We start from the raw sequence: 18,248 nt of genomic DNA, 5'->3' as shown, positions 1-18,248 counted from the left end.
CTTTTCAAAAAACGCCTTCTTAGAAATCAAGACCAAGATGGACTTTTGTGTAAGCTCCATCGAGTTTTTGTTCAGTCCCACTCCCTCCAATCTTCAGTCCCATATATCCGACTTCAGCTCCCACGAGAAAACCCACGAGCTTAATGCCACCTTCGACTCCGACGGAATAGGACCCACTGATGTCATTCTTGGTGGTGGTGGTTCCGACTCCAATAACTTCAAAGGTTTGATCTCCGCTATGAGAAACACCGATAGTTCCAATTGCTCCCAGAAAAATCAAAGTATCAATCAGTCGGAATGAGATCAGTCCAGAGGTTCGCGTCAGATCGAGATTAAATTTTCCGTAGCTATTTGATTCCTCGGCTTTCATGATTTCATGTCGAATTCCAAACGCTAACGGGAAGAGGGGAGGTGAGATAATGAGATCGCCTCCAAACCCCGTCAGTTTAGAAAGAGTTGGAAATGCCCCGACCTGATCGGGGCTGACTGTTTGTAAACCGTAGTTTGCCCGAATCTGTACAAGCGCCTGGACTTTGGGTGTGTAAGCCATGAGAGACAATAGAAAAATCAGAGAAGAGGCGAGGAAGTTCTTTGTTTGTTTCTGCATGATGATCTCCTTTATAAGTTCAGCTGAGAGTTTAGTTTTTGCGTTAAGAGGTCTCAACAAAATGGAGCGAACTTAGCCTTAAGTCTGGTTCAGTGGTCCAAAGACTGACGTCCTATTCCATAGTATTCAATGCCGAGTTTCTTCATTTTTGTCGGATCAAATATATTGCGTCCATCAAAAATCAGGGGGATTTTTAAAAGTGACCTTAATTCTTTTAGATCGACGCTTTTGAACTCATTCCATTCTGTAATGAGAAGCAAAGCGTCAGATCCTCTGGCGGCATCCTGAGCCGATTCAGCGGCCTCAAAAAATACCTTGCATGCGAGTTTGGCATTTTTCATTGCGACAGGATCAAAGGCCGAGACGCTTGCACCCAGTCGCACAAGCTCTTCAATAATGCTGAGGGAGGGGGCCCGGCGGACATCATCGGTGTTTGGCTTAAAACTAAGTCCCCAAATGGCAATACGCCTCTCGTTAAGGTCCTCGAGACGATGCTTAAGTCTTTGGACCAAAACCGATTTTTGCCTTTCATTCACTTCGTCAGCAGCTTTAAGCAATTTCATTTCCAATTTGTGCTCACGCCCTGTGTGTAGGAGCGCACGGAGGTCCTTGGGAAAGCAGCTGCCGCCATAGCCAATTCCGGGCTCGAAAAAGGCTGGATTTATTCGGCTGTCAGAAGAAAAGCCCCTTCTCACCTGATTGATATCCGCTCCGACCTTATCTGAGAGGAGGGCCAGTTCATTGATGAAGCTTATTTTCAAAGCAAGAAAGGAATTGGCAGCATATTTGGTCATCTCGGCCGAGGAATTATCCATAAACATGATGGGATTGCCATTTTTCAAGAACGGTTCATAGAGCCTTTCCAAAGTTATTTTTGCCTCTTCGCTTCGGCAACCGATAACGACCCGATCAGGATTCATAAAATCATCAACTGCGCCTCCCTGTTTCAAAAACTCTGGATTGCTCACTATCTCAATAGCACTTGCTGAATGGGCGTCGCAAAAGGCCTGTGCCCGTTGAGCTGTGCCAACGGGCACAGTGCTTTTGAGAACGACAATTTTTGGTTTTTGAGGGGCCTGGCAAATCTGTTTCAATACCTCAAAAGTGAAAGACAGGTCAGCACTGCCATCCTCTTCCTCTGGGGTGCCGACCGCCACAAATAGGATCTCGGCTTTGCTTGAGGCCTCTCCCACCTCAAATACAAACTTCATTCGTTTGTAGTTTCTGTGAAACAAGTCACCCAAGCCAGGTTCGAAAAACGGCAATTTGCCCTCTAAAAGAGTCGCGATTTTCTCTCGATTGGAGTCGATACAGGTTACTTGATGCCCAGCATCAGCAAAACAGACTCCAGCTACCAGGCCCACGTAACCGGTTCCAATGATCGCAATCTCCATGGTTCTCCCCTTGGCAAGTGATTGAAACCAAAGTAGTAATGGGTCAAATGCGGGGACCTGTCAACTTTTCTCAAAGGGAGCGCAATGGAGACCCAGACCAAGGCTTTCTTAACAAAACTTTTGAAGTTTGGCGTTGCGGTGGGCCTCATCGCTTGGATGATCAACAAGGGTCTTCTTGATCTTTCCTCCTTAGGTCAGCTTCTCACTCCCGTGCATGTTTGCATCGCCTTAACTTTGCTTTTTTTAAATATCTATATCAACAATTATCGCTGGTCATTGTTGCTCGCCTCGCAGGAGTTGCCGGCTAGCTTTGTCGTTACTTTTCCTCTCACTTTGGTGGGACTTTTTTTTAATTTTGCCGTGCCCGGGGCGGTCGGGGGAGATGTGGTCAAAGCCTACTATGTGGCTCAAGATCACCCAAAACGAAGGATGGCTGCGGCAACAACAGTGATGATGGACAGAATCGTGGGACTTTACGCGATGATTCTTCTGGCTGTTATCACCATGTTGTTAAATTTCGAAAATGTGTGGCACCGAATGGCTTTGCGAAACATCTTTTTTTCGAGTCTGTTGCTGATCTTGCTAATGACAATTGTGTTGGGATTGATTTTATCCTCTACGGTGAAAACCAAAAATCCCCTGCTTCGTTGGAGTCAGGGATTGCCGGGAGGAGATTTTCTGAACAGATTTTATGAGGCACTGCATTCCTATGGTAAGAACCTCAGGACGGTGATTCTGACAGTCGCGATCAGTCTCATAGGACAGATGATTGCGATAGGATATATGGCTTACATTGGATTCGCTCTGGGCGAGAGCGTACCTCTCGCAACCTATTTTTTTGCGGTTCCCCTGGGATTTATCGTCATGGCTTTGCCGATCAGCCCTGCCGGAATTGGTGTGGGCCAAGTGGCTTTCTTGGTTTTATTTCGTATGTTTACCGGGAGTGAGACCACGGTGGGACAGACAGTCATTACCGTTTTTCAGATTGGCACCCTCTCTTGGAGTCTGATTGGAGCATTTATTTACGCTCAGAGAAAGAGGCCAAAAATTCTAGATGAGGCCACTTCGGCTTGAAAAATGAGCGGGCGATCATTTTACGTACTATTAAGCAGGGAGAGTCCAACTTAATCGTGCACGCTCTGAATCGTGATGGGTGTCGCGTGAACTTGATGGCTAAGGGTGCCATGCGGAGCCGTCGACGATTTGGGGCGGAGTTCTGGAGCCCCTCAATTACGTTCAGATGAGTTATCGAGAGAGACATTCATTTGATGATCAGGATGCTCTTCATTGGTTAGAAGAGGCTCACTTGGTTGAGTGTTTCAATGGAATCCGCGCAGATTATGATCGTCTTGAAATGGGAATTTATCTTTTGCAGTTGGTCTCTAAAGTTTCAAAAGAGGCCATTTCAGATAATTGTGAGTTGTTTGATTTACTTGGCAATAGTCTCCATGCGCTTCAGTCTTCGCAAAAGACGAGGTACTTAAAGCTCCTCTTTGAGCTCAAACTCCTACACCAACAAGGTGTTCTTGATCGTCAGGGCGAAGGAGCCTTTCTCATTGGGTTCTCGATTCGAGATCATGAACAGATCAATTTGAACGAGGAGGAGTTTCTCCTTGTCAAACGCGAGGCTCGTCACTTTTTGGAAGCTTATTTTCAGTGAGCTTACTTCAAGATTCAGGATTCAGGATTCAGGATTCAGGTTCACCAACCCCAATTGAACGTGCCGGTCGCCATGACTGAGAATTTACTGTATTGGTTTGTGGAGACGTTTGACTGGTTGTTCGTGTAGTTGAAACTGAGGTTACCGAGGGCCCATTCATTGAAGGGGTGTCCATATCCAGCGGTGAGAGACATATTGGTGTCTTTTCGCAAACTCGAGGCATCGGGGTAGTTGAGGTTGTAGACAGCGAGGCCGAGATTCCACGAATCGTCTTTTCGGGCCGGTGCCACGTAGGTCGCGCCCCCCTCTACCCGCAAATATGTTTTATCTTTTCCCGCTGCTGCATTGTTGACTAAGCCAAGGTTGAGGATGACAGCTTTTCGAAGTGTTTTGTCTTTGAAGAAGGTTTGAGAGGTCTTGAGTGAGAGCTTAGTTGCATCGGCATCGGCATCACCAGTCGAACTATCCAAGAGGGAATCATCTTGGCGGGCATCCAAAATGTAAGAAGCATGCCATTGTTCACTCATGATGAATGTATTGTCGACGGTCATAATCATGGAATTGAGAATATTCTCCTGGGGACCATCTGTTTCAACTGACATATTGAGAGCTTCATAACCTGGCGTTACTGTCAGGCGGTATCCCTTTCCTGCAAGCATGCCCTTGTAAACGTAGGGAAGAGTGATTGTATTTTGCCAGGGATCGGCGATGGAGAGATCACTTTTCGAGGAGCGTATGTAGGACGAAGCCAATTTGCCTGAGAATTCATGGATTTTTCCATTTAGAATTCTGTATTCAACTCCTCCGCTAGCAATTGAGCGATAGTCGGCCTCTTCTGTTGTTGACCCCTGGGAACTCACGTTGTCTGGAGCCAGCAAGACATTGCTGTCGTACATGGCTCCAATCGTGGCATTGAACAGAAACCTTTTGGCCTGATTTTTTTTATAAACTATCAATTGGGCGATTTTTTCAAGATATTCCTCGGATCGACTGTCCAAAGAAGAGTCATTTGAATGATCAATGACCCATTCAAATGGGAGTTTTGCCTCCTCAAATTTTTCTTGGTTAAACAGGATCACTCCGCGATAGAATCCGGCGCTCACCGACAATTCAGGATGATTTGCTTGTTGGACCTGAGCAAATTTCTTAAGAGCCGAATCAAGCTCCTTGAGACGAAAGTGAATCAAACCCATGTAGTATTCTTTTTCGAGATCAAGATCTGTAGAAGTTTTTGCGAGGTTCATCACAACCAGGGCTTCATTGAACTTTTCATTTCGATAGAGAGTAATCGCATATTTAAAGTAGTAGGCCTTGTTTTCGGGATCCAATTCTACCGATTTGCGAAAATTTTCCTCAGCCGGTATGAATTGACCTAATCGATAGGAATCGAGAGCTGCTTCTGCAAATTGCTTTGCCTTTTCAAGGCGCTTCTCTCTCTCCTGTTCGCTGAGCAATTTTTGTTGTCTCATTCTCTCTTCTGTCCTTTGTTTTTCAATTTGCTCCAGGCGAACTCTGTCTGCCTCCCGTTTTGCGCCTTCCTGAGCCAGCAGATCGAGGGCAGTCTGTCGTTCGGCCATTTTGCTGGCTTCAATGGCAGCCTTATCGGGTATGGGCTTGGACAAAGCTTTTTTCGTGGCTTCAGCTTGACGAGCCAGCTCAGCCTCACGTTCAAAGGCTTCTTTTGCCTGTTGGGCCTGTTCTGGAGTGTCATAAACATCAAGAATTTGTTGTCCTTCTGGCGATGTGCGAAAGACCAGGGGCTTGCTCGCTGCTTTTTTGCTGTTTAGCAATTGGTAAAACTTAGCCAAGGTATCCTTCGAATCTTCTCGCATCCCTTCAGGAGGGATGTAGACCTCTGGATCAAGAGATTCAATTGAGGTCCAACTGATAGAAAAATTGCCCCGAAACGTGCTTGAATCTGGTTCGGTCTCTTCGATCACAATTTTTGCCACTTTTCCGGTCTTTGCATCGCGGAAAAACAAGAAGGCAGAGTCTGGGACAGTGCTGCTTTGGTTCCAAGTAGAGGAAGCGTAATAAATCCTCAGATTTTGAGCTTTTGAATTTGGAGGGGAGGAAGGCGCTTGCGGTGACTTAACTGGGGATGGCGGATTTTCCTTTTCTGCAGCTCGGCTCTCAAAACAGAAAAAGCCAGTCATCAGACCAAGCCCCAAACAAAATCGAATCAATTTTTGACTGTTCACCGCTGCTCTCCCAGGTAGAGTTGTTAAAAAAGGAGTGGGATTTACCATCAAATTTTATCTGAGGTTGGCCTTCTGAGAAAGGACTGAGAGAATTAAAGAGGAAAACCCCTCCTTTAGGGAAGGGGAATTGATTTGCTCGTCGAAGGCAGGGCTAAAAATTCAGTCTTGGTACTTTACCTGCCCCTAAGGGCAATTCTACCTCTGTGCACATTTCATTGCGAACCTTGGGTCACACGGATAAACAGGCGCGTTGCCCCATCCTGAATGACCTCACGGCAGAACTCACAAATGATATTTGATCCAGGCATTGGAGGTGGCATGAATGGCATCATGGGCGGAGGTGGCATCATCCCAACAAAAGCAGGCATGTTTGGTGCTGAGGCAAAGTCTTCAGGCCTCATCATCCCAGTGCCTTCCATGGGCATCGGCATCATTCCAGATGGGTCGCGCTTTGGATCCCCACCCATGCCTGGAGTTGGAGGTCCACCGGCAAATTCAGGACCTGACCCAGGGCCTGACCCTGGTCCGGAAGGACCCGATGTTCCATCCGGTCGAGCGTCTGGGCCTCTGGCGGCACCAGTGCCATTTTTTGGGTTGCTGCCAGGCTCATTTTTTGATTGTTCAGATCCCTTTTCACCTTGTTCATTTCTGGGGCCATCATTGCCACGGCCTTCTTTATTATTGCCTTGGCCTTTGTTCCCGCCTTGGTCCTTTTTTTGATCACTGTCTGGGCTTTTGTTCCCACCTTCGTCCTTCTTTTGATCACTGCCTTGGCCCTTGTTTCCGCCTTCGTCTTTTTTCTGTTGGTCCTTCTTATCCTTTTCTGGCTGGTTGCTCCCTCCGCCAGGCCCAGCTTGTTTCTCTCTGTCAGGAGCATCTGCCTTTGTCTCCTTGTCAAACTGAGCAAGTTCTGCCTTGGGCATTGGCACCGCAGGAGCTGGCGGATTGTTTCCTGTGTTCGCCGTGAACTCGCCAACCCTCACGGAAACAGGATTGAGAATAGTTCCTCCTGGTCCTGGAAGTCCAAAAGCGACTTCTCCTTTGAAGGTAACAACCTTTGAGGAGTTCGTGACTTGATTAAATGAAGTAAAGAAGTCAGTTCCTCGAACTCCCGCTACGGCAGAGGGCGTTTTTACCTGAAACTTATTGTTCTCGCCGTCATATTTTTGCTCGACCTTCGCACGAACTTTTCCATAGATAACATCTATTAAGACTTTCTTGTTGTCTTTGGCGGGATCGAATTCGTAGCTATCGATAACAATGTTTGAGCTGGGAGACACATTAATTTCATTTTTGTCTACCATCACAATCTTGGCCCGAGAATCGGCTTGAGTTAGTATGGAGTCTTTAGGGAATACCTTCATCCCAATCTTTGCTTTTTCGTCTTTTCCTGTCTTTCCAGATTTTATTGAAACATTTCCTTTAACCACGGTGAGGATGCCATGAACCTGGGCGGCTCTGGATTCTGCGCCAAGTAAGAGGTGAATCGCAAAAAAGACGAGACAGAGTATCTTAATGGGAAACTTAGCCATGTGGCCTCCCTCGAAAATCTTAACATTAAAGCGCGGCTACCTCTGATATTCGGACTATTTGGTCGAGGACTAAAATGGGGTTCCCTGAATGAATCATTTCATGAATTTATTTTTACATTATCAGAAAAGAAGGGAGGGTCTTCTTCGCCCTAGGCAGGTTTCCCCGAAGAATGCCTCAAAATGGCATCGGCAACACAAGAGAGTGAGAAGACATGAGCCTCAGGGTGAGAATAAGCTGATTCAGATGGAGACTCCAGGCCACCAAGCAAAATAGATCGAGTTCCCGCACGATGACCGGCTTCGACGTCGGTCATGCGATCTCCAACCATCCAACTTCTCGCGAGATCAATATTGTAGAAGCTTGCCCCTTCAAGAAGCATCCCCGGATTCGGTTTTCTCATGAAGTGGTCAGTGTCAGTCATGTAGGGCGCATCATGAAAAGAGAGAAAATCAATTCCCTCCCGGGAGAAATCGGCCCGCATCACGCGATGAATTTCTCTTAATTTTTCGATCTGTACAATGCCTCGTGCAACTCCGCTCTGATTAGTTGCAACAAAAAAAACGTATCCAGCGTCTCTTAGTTTTCTGAGGCTATCGAAAACTTTTGGTAGGTACTCAATTTGTTCTGGATCATTCAAGTATAATTTATCAACGATAAGAGTGCCATCACGGTCAAAAAATACAGCTCTTTTCTTCATTTTGGGTTCCTTGTCTGTCTTATCATAGATGGAGTTGAGTGTTTTGTCAACTCTTTGAGTTCTTTGAGCTCTTTGCATTTTTTGAGCGCGCTCAATGCTTGAACTCAAGGCCTCGACTCGGCTATTGAGCTGCTCATTTCCACTCTTCTATTCTAAACTTCTGGGTCCTCACCGAAAGGATGATGAGCTTCCATTGTTCTGGCCAATTGTTCCAGACTAACATGGAGATATTTTTCGGTGGTATTCAGCGATTGGTGACCCAGAAGGTCCTGGAGAATTCGGATATCCATGCCGCCGTTGAGCAGGTGAGTGGCATAACTGTGTCTCAGGGCGTGGGGATTTAGGCTTTTTATGAGTCCTGCGTTCATCCCGGCCTTTTTGACAAGGGAGTAAGCCTTGCGAGTGCTAAGAGGAGTTGCGCCAAAAACGTATTTTCCCAGGCGCGGGAGAGACTTCAGCTCCTCCATTACAATTCGGGGAATAGCCACTTGTCTTTCCCGTCCCCCTTTACCTGCGATCAGAAGTGTCCCTTGATCGACCTTTACGTTTGACCAGGTAAGATGATAGGCTTCGCTAATCCTGAGCCCCCCGCCATACAAAAGGAGGATGAGAGTCCTTGTTTGATGGGACTGAACTTTGGAAGATGGAGTCAGGCCCGGCCCGGATTTCTTCTCGTCAGCTGTGGCAGTTGCTTTGATCACGGTGATAACCTCATCCACGGAGATAAAATGGGGAATCTTTCTTGGTATCCTCGGAAGAGCGATCTGTGAGGAAAGGTCACGAGTTGTCAGGTTTTCGCGAAAGAGAAATCTCAGAAAGCTCTTTAGTGTGGCACTTTTTCTCTGTCGACTTGCCGGAGACAAATGAGACCACTGGCCTTGCGCATTGATGGAAGCTCGCAGTATTTGATCCTCTGTGGAGCCGACATTTTTCAAGGATGGCTCGGCAGTTTGGCGCGTATCAAATTGTTTTTTCTCAATATTCCAGATGTAGTGAGGAACCCCCAGAGCACCGTAGGCCTGAAAAAGGTCGAGTGCGTATGATTTGATGGTTAGTAGGGAGGAATTTTCTATGAAATGAAGATTTTTTAGGAAATGGGCCGTATAAATTGGTAAAATGACCACTTTACTCACTTCAAAAAACCCAATCCTTTCATTTAGTTATAATTAATTCATGATGCATTGCAAAAATAACTTGCATGAGAAAGCGCCGTTTGTTAGAACACGCTGTGTTATACGCTACGTGACAATGAAATAAGCGAGTAAGTTTTCGCGTAGGCGAGTAGAAGTAGTTCCATCAAATAAGTAAACCAAGGGGCTGTACGTATGTCAGGAATTGATAGTTCGTCATTTCTTCCTCCCAGCGATAACCAGGTTTTACCCGGCGTTAAAACTCCAAATAAAATTATAGAAGACAAGCGAATCGTTTACAAATCAGAAGTCATGCGCCATCTCATTCGCATGGTGGAGAGGGTGGCTCCATCTAATGCGACAGTTCTTGTCCTCGGAGAAAGTGGCACGGGCAAGGAGCTGATTGCTCACGCTCTCCACGAAAAAAGTCTTCGTAAAAATAAACCCTTTGTTGCAATTAACTGTGGAGCCTTACGTGAAACTCTTTTAGAGAGTGAGCTTTTTGGCCATGAAAAGGGCGCGTTTACGGGAGCCTACACGCGAAAAATTGGACTCGCCGAAGTGGCCAATGGTGGAACACTTTTTTTGGATGAAATAGGTGAGTTGAGTCCGGGGATTCAGGCCAAGCTTTTGCGCTTCCTTCAAGAAGGTGAGATTTATCGAGTGGGTGGTAAGGAACCAATTCGAGTGGACATTCGTTTGGTGAGTGCCACCAACAAGGAATTGGATAAGGAAGTCATGCGTGGAAATTTTCGCGAGGACCTCTTTTATCGTATCAACACGATCATGTTACATTCTCCACCTTTGCGCCGAAGGAAAGAGGATATTCCATTTTTGGTGGAGTATTTTCTTGCGAAAAGTCCTCACGGATATCTCAATCGTGGTCGTCAGATGAGCGAAGATGCCATTAAAATTTTGATGCGCTACGATTGGCCGGGTAATATTCGTGAGCTTCAGAACGTGTGCGAGAGATTGCAGATTTTGGCGGAAGGTCATATCATTATGCCGGGCGATCTTCCGGAAAATGTCCGCAATCCAGACCATAAAATTATCATTGATGACTACGATCCAACAATGACTCTCCATGAATTGGAAAAGCGGTATATTTTGAAGGCTCTTAACTATTTTGATGGAAATAAGACTCAGGCAGCGAACGCTTTGGGGATTACCATCAAGACTCTCTACAATAAGTTGCATGAATATGGTGAATTTGATCGGTATGCTGTTCATACAAAGCCGATGATACCCACGCCAAAATTCTAGTATCATAAACAACAGATGTGCTTTTTTTTGTATAAAGCAAAAAAGCCATAAAAAAAGCGAGTTTTAATAACTCGCTTTTTTGTTTTTCTGACTGATTTATTTAGCTAGTCTCTTACCTAGGAGAGAGTTATTTCTAGGTTAGAAATAACCTTCGTCGTCGCCTTCCAGTTCTTCATCATCGTCATCATCGTCGATATCGTCAAAATTACTTACGTCATCTCAGCAAAATCTTCCTTGGGATTAAAGTCTCCCTCCATCGATTCAAATTCTGTTTTTGAACCTGGTGATTTATCGCCTGTCGGTCCGCGAAAGGGATTGGTCCCTGCAGGAGCATTTGCTGGAGAACTAGCAATGTCGTGAATGCTGGGTGCCTTTGGCTTTGCGCTTTTTGGTTTGATGACTTTCGCTGCGGAAGGTTTGCTTACCGCCGCTTTTTTTGTTGCTGCCTTTTTAGTTGCAGTTTTTGTGGTTGTTTTAACCGTCGCTTTTTTCGTGGCTTTCTTAGCAGTTGCCTTCTTTGTGGCTTTTTTTGTTGCTGCCTTTTTAGTTGCAGTTTTTGTGGTTGTTTTAACCGTCGCTTTTTTCGTGGCTTTCTTAGCAGTTGCTTTCTTTGTGGCTTTTTTTGTTGCCTTTTTCGTTACTGATTTCTTTGTCGCTTTTTTCTTTTTGGCCATGAGATAACCCCCATCGTTCCCATTTATTCAAACATGATCAACCACCGGGGCTGATCTCCAATTCCGTCGCTATCGAAATGGTACTGGCAATTAAAAGGCTTGCCTAGCCCTTTTTTTTATTGCCACAAAAAAATGTCCCGAGCACGGAGGCCCGGGACAACTGGTCTTTTGATTATTGCCAATGAGTCTGATTAACCAATCAATTTCAGAGCGGTGGAATTGACTTGGTTTGCTTGAGCGAGGGTCGCTGTCGCAGCTTGAAGAAGGATGCCGTTTCTGGTCATCTCCGATGAGGCTTCAGCAACATCTGTATCTCTGATGCGACTGTTGGCAGCCGACATGTTTTCCTCAGCTACAAGGAGATTTTGGACCGTTGATAGCAATCGATTTTGCAGAGCGCCAAGGTTTGCGCGCATTCCGTTCACGCTAGTTTGAGAACTATCGAGAAGTCCAAGGGATTCTTGAGCTCCTGCTTTGGTGTTGTAGTCCAAACCAGCAAGGCCAAGCGCATCGAGAGTGGCCACATTTTCTTCAGAGCTGAAGGAAATGCGATCTTCAAAATCGTCATTGTAAAGTCCAACTTGGTAGTCAAAAGTGGGCGTTGTACCATCTAAAAGCTTGGTCGTACCCCATGTGGTCACCGAAGCGATCCTTTGAACCTCACTTTTGAGCTGCTGAACTTCCTTGTCAATGAAGGACCTTTCAGTGTCCCCTACCGTGTCGGATGCCGCTTGGATCCCCAATTCCCGAAGGCGAACAATGATGTTTCCAATCTCATTGAGGCCTCCCTCAGCCGTTTGGACCATTGAAATACCATCATTTGCGTTGCGATTTGCTTGGCGGGCCGACCTTACCTGAGCCTTTATGTTTTCGGAAATGGCCAAACCAGCGGCATCGTCCGCTGCTTTATTGATTCGGCTCCCCGAAGCCAGTTTGTTCATGCTGTCGTTAATGTGCATTTGACTATTCAGTAAATTCCTTTGGGCGTTGATCGCCGCAATATTTGTTGAAACACGAAATCCCATTTTAACTATCCTCCATTTAATTTCATTAATTTCCTCCTTGTTGAATTTCCCCTTTTTAAGGGGTTCGGCTTCCTAGCCTTGGGGTTTGGTATTGTACCAATAAACTTATTGTCTATAAGTTTTCCTTGTACTTCATTTCATCCTTGATGGACCTCCTTTCGAATTCACATATCAAGAGAACGCGACCAGTGTTCCCTGGTTAATCCGTTAACCCCTTAAACACAAGGGCGACCAAAAAGCATCACCCCTTCCACTGCGTAGCTATTCGGGACTGATATCGGATTCTTGACAGGACGAGAGACTATTTTCGAGATGCTGCAACTAAGATTGGGCTTTTGAATGATCGAGGTCCTAAGACTTAAGCGGTGAAAACAGATCTAAAGGCAAGCTCAAAATAGGCTCTGGACAAGCCTTTCGGAGCGTCAGATAGGCAGTGGCTGGGGTGATAAGAGTCATCGTGAAAAAAATGTTTGCGTGATAACTCCAACGGATTTTGAGAAGTACTCCCTATTGAAATCGAGTGTTCTCACGACCTTTGAGTAGGATGTCTCCTCGTGACGAATAAAAATGAATGCACACACAACACATACTCAATTAGTGTCTAATCAATCTCAAGAAATCGACAGAAGGCCATTTTACCGGATAATTCATAGGACCGAAGCTGAGCATTGCGGCTGTGGATATTGAAATCATGCCCAAAGGTGCAGATATTTTCGTCACCGTCTAGGTGAACACACTGCTCGCAGCAATAGGTAAAATTGAGTGATCGAAACTCCGTTGGATTGACGGGGTCTAATATAATTGATTTGCGACCGGGGTGGACACGCCGACTTGCAATTAGGCCAGACATTGACAAATCTCCTTTTCAACGCACATTTTTTGGTGGGTGGTGCTAGTCTAGTCTCGCGGTGGGGTTGTTGTAATCAAAAAAGGGGTGAAACGTGGGCGATATCGAAAAAATGACAAATATGAGCCAGCAGGCGATGCAGGACGCGGCTGAGCTTGCCGAATCCAACCAGAATCCTTCGGTGGAGCCCTGGCACTTACTAAAGGCTATCCTCTCTCAGGCGGATGGGATCGTTCCGCGGGTCTTAACGGACGGAATGAAGCTAAAATTAGATCCTTTGGTTCGTGAGGTCGGGGCGCAAATAGACCGCCTCCCAAAGGTGTCGGGAGAGAACTTGCGAGTTCAAGCAAGTTCGGAGTTGGTGAAAATATTTAAGTCTGCTGAGTCTGAGGCCAAGGGGATGAATGATGATTTCATCTCAACCGAACACTTTATGTTGGCTGCATTAAAGTCGGGGAATCAGATTCTGAAAGATGTATTGAGGAAGTTTGGCGTTGATGCCAAACAATTTATGGAGGCATTAAAGATGAGTCGAGGAAGTCAGCGTGTAACAGATGATTCACCGGAGACTAAATTTGACGTTTTAAGGAAATATGCGCGGGACCTCACTGAGCTCGCTGAGGCCGGAAAGCTGGATCCGGTCGTTGGGCGGGATGAAGAGATTCGTCGGGTGGTGCAAGTGCTTTCACGGCGGACGAAGAATAATCCAGTTCTTATTGGTGAGCCAGGTGTGGGTAAGACGGCCATTGCCGAGGGGCTCGCCTTGCGGATTATCAATCAGGACGTGCCAAGTGTTTTGATCGGAAAAAAATTGATGTCTCTTGATTTGGGGGCACTGGTTGCGGGAGCCAAGTACCGTGGAGAATTTGAAGATCGCTTGAAAGCCGTTGTCAAGGAGGTGACTGGTAGCAATGGCCAGATTATTCTATTTATCGACGAACTTCACACTTTAGTGGGAGCCGGAAAGGCGGACGGTGCCATGGATGCCGGACAGATTCTCAAGCCTGCATTGGCGCGTGGGGAGCTTCGGTGCATTGGCGCCACGACCCTTGATGAATATCGACAATACATCGAAAAAGATAAGGCCCTTGAAAGAAGGTTTCAGAATGTGTTGGTAGCAGAACCCAGCGTTCAAGATGCCATCACGATCTTGCGTGGACTCAAAGAAAAGTACGAAGTGCATCATGGTGTGAGAATCACAGATGCTGCGATAGTGAATGCTGTGAAACTTTCCCATCGCTATATCACGGGCCGTTTTTTGCCTGACAAAGCCATCGATCTGATGGATGAAGCCGCAAGTAAGCTCAGTATCGAAATCAATTCGGTTCCCTCAGAAATAGATGAAATAGAGCGAAAGATGATGCAATTGCAGATTGAACGGGAGGCTTTAAAGAAGGAGAAGGAGAAGGGGGCGAGGGATAGACTGTCAAATATTGAATCTGAACTCAGAGGTCTATCGACTGAATTGCAGAAGCTCAAGTCTCAATGGGAAAAGGAAAAGGGTGAAATAGGCGGTTTGAAGGGAACGAAGGAGGAAATAGAGCGAATGAGGGTTGAGGTCGAAAGGGCAGAGCGGGAAGGAAACCTGGAGAGAGCTGCTGAGCTGAAGTACGGTCGGCTTCCAGAACTTGAGAAGCGACTTTTAACCTACGCGGAGGACACGACCAAAAGTTCCAGCGAGACGAGGATGCTAAAAGAGGAAGTCGGACCTGAAGAAATAGCGGAGGTAGTGTCAAAGTGGACGGGGGTTCCAGTCAGCAAGATGTTGCAGTCTGATTCAGAAAGACTTCTGCAGATGGAAAGTCTTTTGCGTCAGAAGGTTGTGGGTCAGGATCAAGCCCTCGTCGTGGTATCGGATGCTATCAGGCGGGCTCGGGCCGAGATTTCTGATCCTCATCGACCCATCGGATCGTTTTTCTTTCTTGGGCCAACAGGGGTTGGAAAGACGGAGACAGCCAAGGCCTTAGCTGAATTTCTATTTGATACTCAAGAGGCATTGGTTCGAATTGATATGACTGAATACATGGAGAAGCATTCTGTATCCCGGCTCATTGGGGCCCCTCCCGGATACGTTGGCTATGAGGAAGGGGGACAGTTGACTGAGAAAGTGCGTCGCCGTCCTTACAGCATCATCTTGTTTGATGAGATTGAAAAAGCTCATCCCGAGGTATTTAATGTTTTCCTTCAAATTATGGACGATGGGCGATTGACGGATGGTCAGGGTCGGGTCGTGGATTTTCGCAACACGGTCTTGATTATGACCTCCAATGTTGGATCGCAATTCATCGCGGATAGCAAATTGACGACAAAGGAAAGAGAAGACGCTGCGAAAGAGGCCCTTCGGGTTCATTTTAGGCCTGAGTTTCTGAATCGCATAGATGAAATAGTTATTTTCAATAGCCTGTCGGAAGAACAACTGGGCGGTATCGTTGAAATCCAACTTTCTGAGGTCAAGGAAAGGCTAAAGGACAAACACATCGAGCTGGAATTTGACCCTAGCGCACTTCGGTATTTAGCGAGAAAGGGGTTTGATCCTCACTACGGAGCGCGTCCCTTGCGTCGGGTGATACAGTCCGAGGTTTTGAATGTGCTCTCCAAACTTTTGATTTCTGGCAAATTGAGACCTGAAACCCATCTCAAAATCACGGCGAACGATTTAAACCTTGAGTTTGGTGGATTTGCAGAAAGCTGAGTATCGTGATTTCTCATGCGGTTCCGGGTTTAGAAGTCTTGACGAATACTTCCGCTCAGAGTAGTTTTCGGATCCGCGGGGCCACGGGTCTAAGGGATCTATGGGTCTGAGGGTCTAAGGGTCTAAAGGATCCAAGCTTGTTCGTCCTGTAATTGTTTCCTATTTGTTAGCGGTTTAACACGTCTGCTTGTGTTGGCTGGAATCGGAGCCTATGTTTTCGGGAATTGTGGAGTGCCAATCGCCTGTCCTGAAGGTTGTTCCCCGTCAGGGAGTGCTTGAAGTTCATATAAGGAGACCGGGTCAATTTAATCAGCTATCCGTGGGCGACAGCATCAGCGTGGACGGCGTTTGCTTAACAATTGAATCTTGCGACTCTGAAAAGATCGTTGTGGCCTTAGCGGCAGAGACTTTGCAGGTAACTCAGTGGGATGAGAAAAGCTTGCTAGGTCGGGCAGTGAATCTTGAGAGATCGCTGAGTTTTGGAGACAGAGTTCATGGGCATCTGGTGACCGGGCATGTGGACGTTTTAGGAGAAGTTGCTGCTATTGAGCGAGCAGGCGAGTGTTCAAAAGTCCGACTGAGGGTTCCTCAGCAATTGAGACCCTATTTTTGGAAAAAGGGGAGTCTCGCAGTGAATGGAGTCAGTCTCACGATCAATCAAGTTGATTCTTTTGGAACGATTGAAGTTTGTTTGATTCCTGAGACATTGAGGAGTACCAATTTGGGGTCTCTCCAAGAGGGTGATAGAGTGAGTGTTGAGGCGGATAACTTAGCAAAGGGATTGGTTGAGACTGTTCGAGGTTTCTGTTCGGAGGAGTTGTCACGGAAGGGGGACCTGCTATGAATGCGATTGAAGAACTATTAGCGGACGTGCGCGCTGGCAAGATGGTCATTCTGATTGATGATGAGGATCGTGAGAACGAGGGAGATCTGATCCTTGCCGCTGATGGGGTAACTCCAGAAAAAATTAATTTTATGGCCACAGAGGCGCGTGGACTTATCTGTTTGGCAATGACTGGAGACCAGGTCCAGAGGTTGGATTTGCCTTTGATGGTAAAAGAGGATCGGAATGGAGCTGCTAATCAGACCGCATTTACTCTATCGATTGAAGCAGCGAATGGAGTGACCACAGGTATTTCTGCTGCTGACAGATCACATACAATTCGAGTGGCTTCAAATCCTTTGGCGCGAGCATCTGATGTGGTGGTTCCCGGTCATATTTTTCCGATTAGGGCGCAGGAGGGCGGAGTTTTAAAGAGGGCTGGGCACACGGAGGCAAGTGTAGACATAACTCGCTTGGCCGGACTCAATCCAGCGGCTGTCATCTGCGAGATTATGAATTCTGATGGGACAATGGCCAGGCGTGATGACCTGATTGAATTTTCAAATAGGCACGGCATTAAGATCGGTACGATAGAAAGCCTCATTGAGTATCGGATTGAAAATGAAATGTTTGTTGTTGAGCAATCTCGGAGCCCCTTGCCTTCGAGTTTTGGTGAAGGATTTGAAGTTCGGATTTTTCGCAATCAGCTTGATGGCCGAGAACATCTCGCTCTGGTTAAGGGTGAACTGAGCGCTCGAACGCCCGCTTTGGTAAGAGTTCAGACGGAGAACGTTTTAGGTGACGTTTTTGGGAGTTTGCATTCAAGAAGCGGTGATTTTATCAGATCCGCTCTCCGTTTGATTGACCGCGAGGGAGCTGGAGCACTCGTCTATCTGCGGACGGAGTGTACTGAAGACAGATTGGCTCAACGAGTCAATGAATTCTCTTTTCTCGCCCAAAAGGGAAAAGACTCGCGATTTGATTCCAAAAGGATTTTAAAAGATCAAAGGGATTATGGTGTAGGCGCGCAGATACTCAGGTCATTGGGGGTAAAGGAGATTAGGCTCATTACAAACCATCCGCAAAAAATGGTGGGCCTGGGAGGATATGGCCTGAAAATAGTTGAATCGATAGATTTGAATGTTGGAGATAGTCCTTTGAGAGAATTTGCACAGGTGCTTCCAATTGTCGAAAGAAGTGAGTGTCTGAGATGAGTTTTTTGCAGGGTCGTCTCGTGGTCGATGAGATGCTTAAAATAGGAATTGTAACGGCGAAGTTCAATTTTAATGTCACAGAATTACTGGAAAAGGGTGCGCTGGACCGGCTTTTGTCGCTTGGCTTTGCATCCCGGCAGATAGTCTCCGTGAGAGTTCCGGGAGCTCTTGAGATTCCATTGGCTGTGCAAGTCCTATTGAGAAATGGCTGCCACGGGGTGGTTGCTCTGGGAGCTGTGATTCGGGGGGAGACGTCACATTACGATTATGTTTGCGCTGGGGTGGAGAGGGGCTGCTCTCATTTACAATTAAAATATAAGAAGCCTGTGGGATTCGGTGTGCTGACCACGGAAAATGAGGAGCAGGCATTAGATCGTGCGGGGGGCGCGATGGGAAATAAAGGAGCGGAAGCAGCTGAGGTTGTCGTTGAAATGATTGATCTTTTTAATTTAATAAAATCGAATAACCCAACCAGAAGATAAAAGGAG

At 46.5% G+C, this 18,248-nt stretch carries 17 protein-coding genes; 9 read left to right on the top strand and 8 right to left on the bottom strand.

Annotation, left to right across the window (positions count from 1 at the left end; all coding sequences use genetic code 11):
• Positions 1 to 19: 19 nt before the first annotated feature.
• Positions 20 to 607: a hypothetical protein gene (locus IPJ71_08005; GenBank protein ID MBK7843622.1), complete on the bottom strand. Its 588-nt coding sequence runs from the start codon at positions 605 to 607 to the stop codon at positions 20 to 22.
• A gap of 89 nt (positions 608 to 696) precedes the next feature.
• A complete protein-coding gene (locus tag IPJ71_08000; protein MBK7843621.1) occupies positions 697 to 2,001 on the bottom strand; it encodes a UDP-glucose/GDP-mannose dehydrogenase family protein in 1,305 nt (434 codons plus the stop codon).
• Between the two features lie 84 nt (positions 2,002 to 2,085).
• Here IPJ71_08000 and IPJ71_07995 point away from each other — a divergent pair, with 84 nt between their 5' ends.
• The 3 genes from IPJ71_07995 to IPJ71_07985 are packed head-to-tail and all read left to right on the top strand — an operon-like array spanning position 2,086 to position 3,661.
• Positions 2,086 to 3,075: a flippase-like domain-containing protein gene (locus tag IPJ71_07995; protein ID MBK7843620.1), complete on the top strand. Its 990-nt coding sequence runs from the start codon at positions 2,086 to 2,088 to the stop codon at positions 3,073 to 3,075.
• Complete coding sequence (locus IPJ71_07990; GenBank protein ID MBK7843619.1) at positions 3,072 to 3,245, top strand: recombination protein O N-terminal domain-containing protein; 174 nt, start codon at positions 3,072 to 3,074, stop codon at positions 3,243 to 3,245. Before IPJ71_07995 ends, IPJ71_07990 begins: the two co-directional genes overlap by 4 nt.
• A complete protein-coding gene (locus IPJ71_07985) occupies positions 3,242 to 3,661 on the top strand; it encodes a DNA repair protein RecO C-terminal domain-containing protein (protein MBK7843618.1) in 420 nt (139 codons plus the stop codon). The genes IPJ71_07990 and IPJ71_07985 overlap by 4 nt, the downstream gene beginning before the upstream one ends.
• A gap of 41 nt (positions 3,662 to 3,702) precedes the next feature.
• Here the strand turns inward: IPJ71_07985 and IPJ71_07980 are convergent, their stop codons facing one another.
• From IPJ71_07980 to IPJ71_07965, 4 genes are all read right to left on the bottom strand, one after another.
• A complete protein-coding gene (locus IPJ71_07980; protein ID MBK7843617.1) occupies positions 3,703 to 5,862 on the bottom strand; it encodes a hypothetical protein in 2,160 nt (719 codons plus the stop codon).
• 212 nt (positions 5,863 to 6,074) lie between these two features.
• On the bottom strand, positions 6,075 to 7,394 hold the full coding sequence (locus tag IPJ71_07975; GenBank protein ID MBK7843616.1) for a FecR domain-containing protein: 1,320 nt from the start codon (positions 7,392 to 7,394) through the stop codon (positions 6,075 to 6,077).
• A gap of 149 nt (positions 7,395 to 7,543) precedes the next feature.
• On the bottom strand, positions 7,544 to 8,170 hold the full coding sequence (locus IPJ71_07970; protein ID MBK7843615.1) for an HAD family hydrolase: 627 nt from the start codon (positions 8,168 to 8,170) through the stop codon (positions 7,544 to 7,546).
• Between the two features lie 74 nt (positions 8,171 to 8,244).
• Positions 8,245 to 9,225 carry a tyrosine-type recombinase/integrase gene (locus IPJ71_07965; GenBank protein ID MBK7843614.1) on the bottom strand — a complete coding sequence of 327 codons (981 nt, stop codon included), beginning with the start codon at positions 9,223 to 9,225 and terminating at the stop codon, positions 8,245 to 8,247.
• 192 nt (positions 9,226 to 9,417) lie between these two features.
• Here IPJ71_07965 and IPJ71_07960 point away from each other — a divergent pair, with 192 nt between their 5' ends.
• Positions 9,418 to 10,485: a sigma-54-dependent Fis family transcriptional regulator gene (locus tag IPJ71_07960; protein MBK7843613.1), complete on the top strand. Its 1,068-nt coding sequence runs from the start codon at positions 9,418 to 9,420 to the stop codon at positions 10,483 to 10,485.
• Between the two features lie 360 nt (positions 10,486 to 10,845).
• A complete protein-coding gene (locus tag IPJ71_07955; protein ID MBK7843612.1) occupies positions 10,846 to 11,166 on the top strand; it encodes a hypothetical protein in 321 nt (106 codons plus the stop codon).
• Positions 11,167 to 11,350: 184 nt separating this feature from the next.
• On the opposite strand, the gene IPJ71_07950 is transcribed toward IPJ71_07955, so the two are convergent.
• Both IPJ71_07950 and IPJ71_07945 read right to left on the bottom strand, forming a co-directional pair.
• Positions 11,351 to 12,184, bottom strand: coding sequence for a flagellin FliC (locus IPJ71_07950; GenBank protein MBK7843611.1), 834 nt, complete (start codon positions 12,182 to 12,184; stop codon positions 11,351 to 11,353).
• A gap of 601 nt (positions 12,185 to 12,785) precedes the next feature.
• On the bottom strand, positions 12,786 to 13,034 hold the full coding sequence (locus IPJ71_07945) for a hypothetical protein (GenBank protein ID MBK7843610.1): 249 nt from the start codon (positions 13,032 to 13,034) through the stop codon (positions 12,786 to 12,788).
• A 109-nt stretch (positions 13,035 to 13,143) separates the two neighbouring features.
• On the opposite strand from IPJ71_07945, the gene clpB reads away from it, so the two are divergent.
• The 4 genes from clpB (at position 13,144) to IPJ71_07925 (ending at position 18,242) form a co-directional block, all read left to right on the top strand.
• Positions 13,144 to 15,723, top strand: coding sequence for an ATP-dependent chaperone ClpB (gene clpB / locus IPJ71_07940; GenBank protein ID MBK7843609.1), 2,580 nt, complete (start codon positions 13,144 to 13,146; stop codon positions 15,721 to 15,723).
• 211 nt (positions 15,724 to 15,934) lie between these two features.
• Positions 15,935 to 16,567, top strand: a complete 633-nt coding sequence (locus IPJ71_07935; GenBank protein ID MBK7843608.1) for a riboflavin synthase — start codon at positions 15,935 to 15,937, stop codon at positions 16,565 to 16,567.
• A complete protein-coding gene (gene ribB, locus IPJ71_07930) occupies positions 16,564 to 17,760 on the top strand; it encodes a 3,4-dihydroxy-2-butanone-4-phosphate synthase (protein ID MBK7843607.1) in 1,197 nt (398 codons plus the stop codon). Before IPJ71_07935 ends, ribB begins: the two co-directional genes overlap by 4 nt.
• Positions 17,757 to 18,242, top strand: a complete 486-nt coding sequence (locus IPJ71_07925; protein MBK7843606.1) for a 6,7-dimethyl-8-ribityllumazine synthase — start codon at positions 17,757 to 17,759, stop codon at positions 18,240 to 18,242. Before ribB ends, IPJ71_07925 begins: the two co-directional genes overlap by 4 nt.
• Positions 18,243 to 18,248 lie beyond the last annotated feature (6 nt).

This window comes from Bdellovibrionales bacterium (assembly GCA_016714165.1).
In the GTDB taxonomy this organism is placed as follows: domain Bacteria; phylum Bdellovibrionota; class Bdellovibrionia; order Bdellovibrionales; family UBA1609; genus JADJVA01.
Note: the sequence above shows the minus strand (reverse complement) of the source record. Positions and strands in the feature narration are given on the sequence as shown.

Coding starts and splice junctions, on each gene's coding strand:
- IPJ71_08005 (MBK7843622.1), bottom strand. CDS start 607: ATGCAGAAACAAACAAAGAACTTCCTCGCCTCTTCTCTGATTTTTCTA.
- IPJ71_08000 (MBK7843621.1), bottom strand. CDS start 2,001: ATGGAGATTGCGATCATTGGAACCGGTTACGTGGGCCTGGTAGCTGGA.
- IPJ71_07995 (MBK7843620.1), top strand. CDS start 2,086: ATGGAGACCCAGACCAAGGCTTTCTTAACAAAACTTTTGAAGTTTGGC.
- IPJ71_07985 (MBK7843618.1), top strand. CDS start 3,242: ATGAGTTATCGAGAGAGACATTCATTTGATGATCAGGATGCTCTTCAT.
- IPJ71_07975 (MBK7843616.1), bottom strand. CDS start 7,394: ATGGCTAAGTTTCCCATTAAGATACTCTGTCTCGTCTTTTTTGCGATT.
- IPJ71_07970 (MBK7843615.1), bottom strand. CDS start 8,170: ATGCAAAGAGCTCAAAGAACTCAAAGAGTTGACAAAACACTCAACTCC.
- IPJ71_07960 (MBK7843613.1), top strand. CDS start 9,418: ATGTCAGGAATTGATAGTTCGTCATTTCTTCCTCCCAGCGATAACCAG.
- IPJ71_07955 (MBK7843612.1), top strand. CDS start 10,846: ATGCTGGGTGCCTTTGGCTTTGCGCTTTTTGGTTTGATGACTTTCGCT.
- IPJ71_07950 (MBK7843611.1), bottom strand. CDS start 12,184: ATGGGATTTCGTGTTTCAACAAATATTGCGGCGATCAACGCCCAAAGG.
- IPJ71_07945 (MBK7843610.1), bottom strand. CDS start 13,034: ATGTCTGGCCTAATTGCAAGTCGGCGTGTCCACCCCGGTCGCAAATCA.
- clpB (MBK7843609.1), top strand. CDS start 13,144: ATGACAAATATGAGCCAGCAGGCGATGCAGGACGCGGCTGAGCTTGCC.
- IPJ71_07935 (MBK7843608.1), top strand. CDS start 15,935: ATGTTTTCGGGAATTGTGGAGTGCCAATCGCCTGTCCTGAAGGTTGTT.
- ribB (MBK7843607.1), top strand. CDS start 16,564: ATGAATGCGATTGAAGAACTATTAGCGGACGTGCGCGCTGGCAAGATG.
- IPJ71_07925 (MBK7843606.1), top strand. CDS start 17,757: ATGAGTTTTTTGCAGGGTCGTCTCGTGGTCGATGAGATGCTTAAAATA.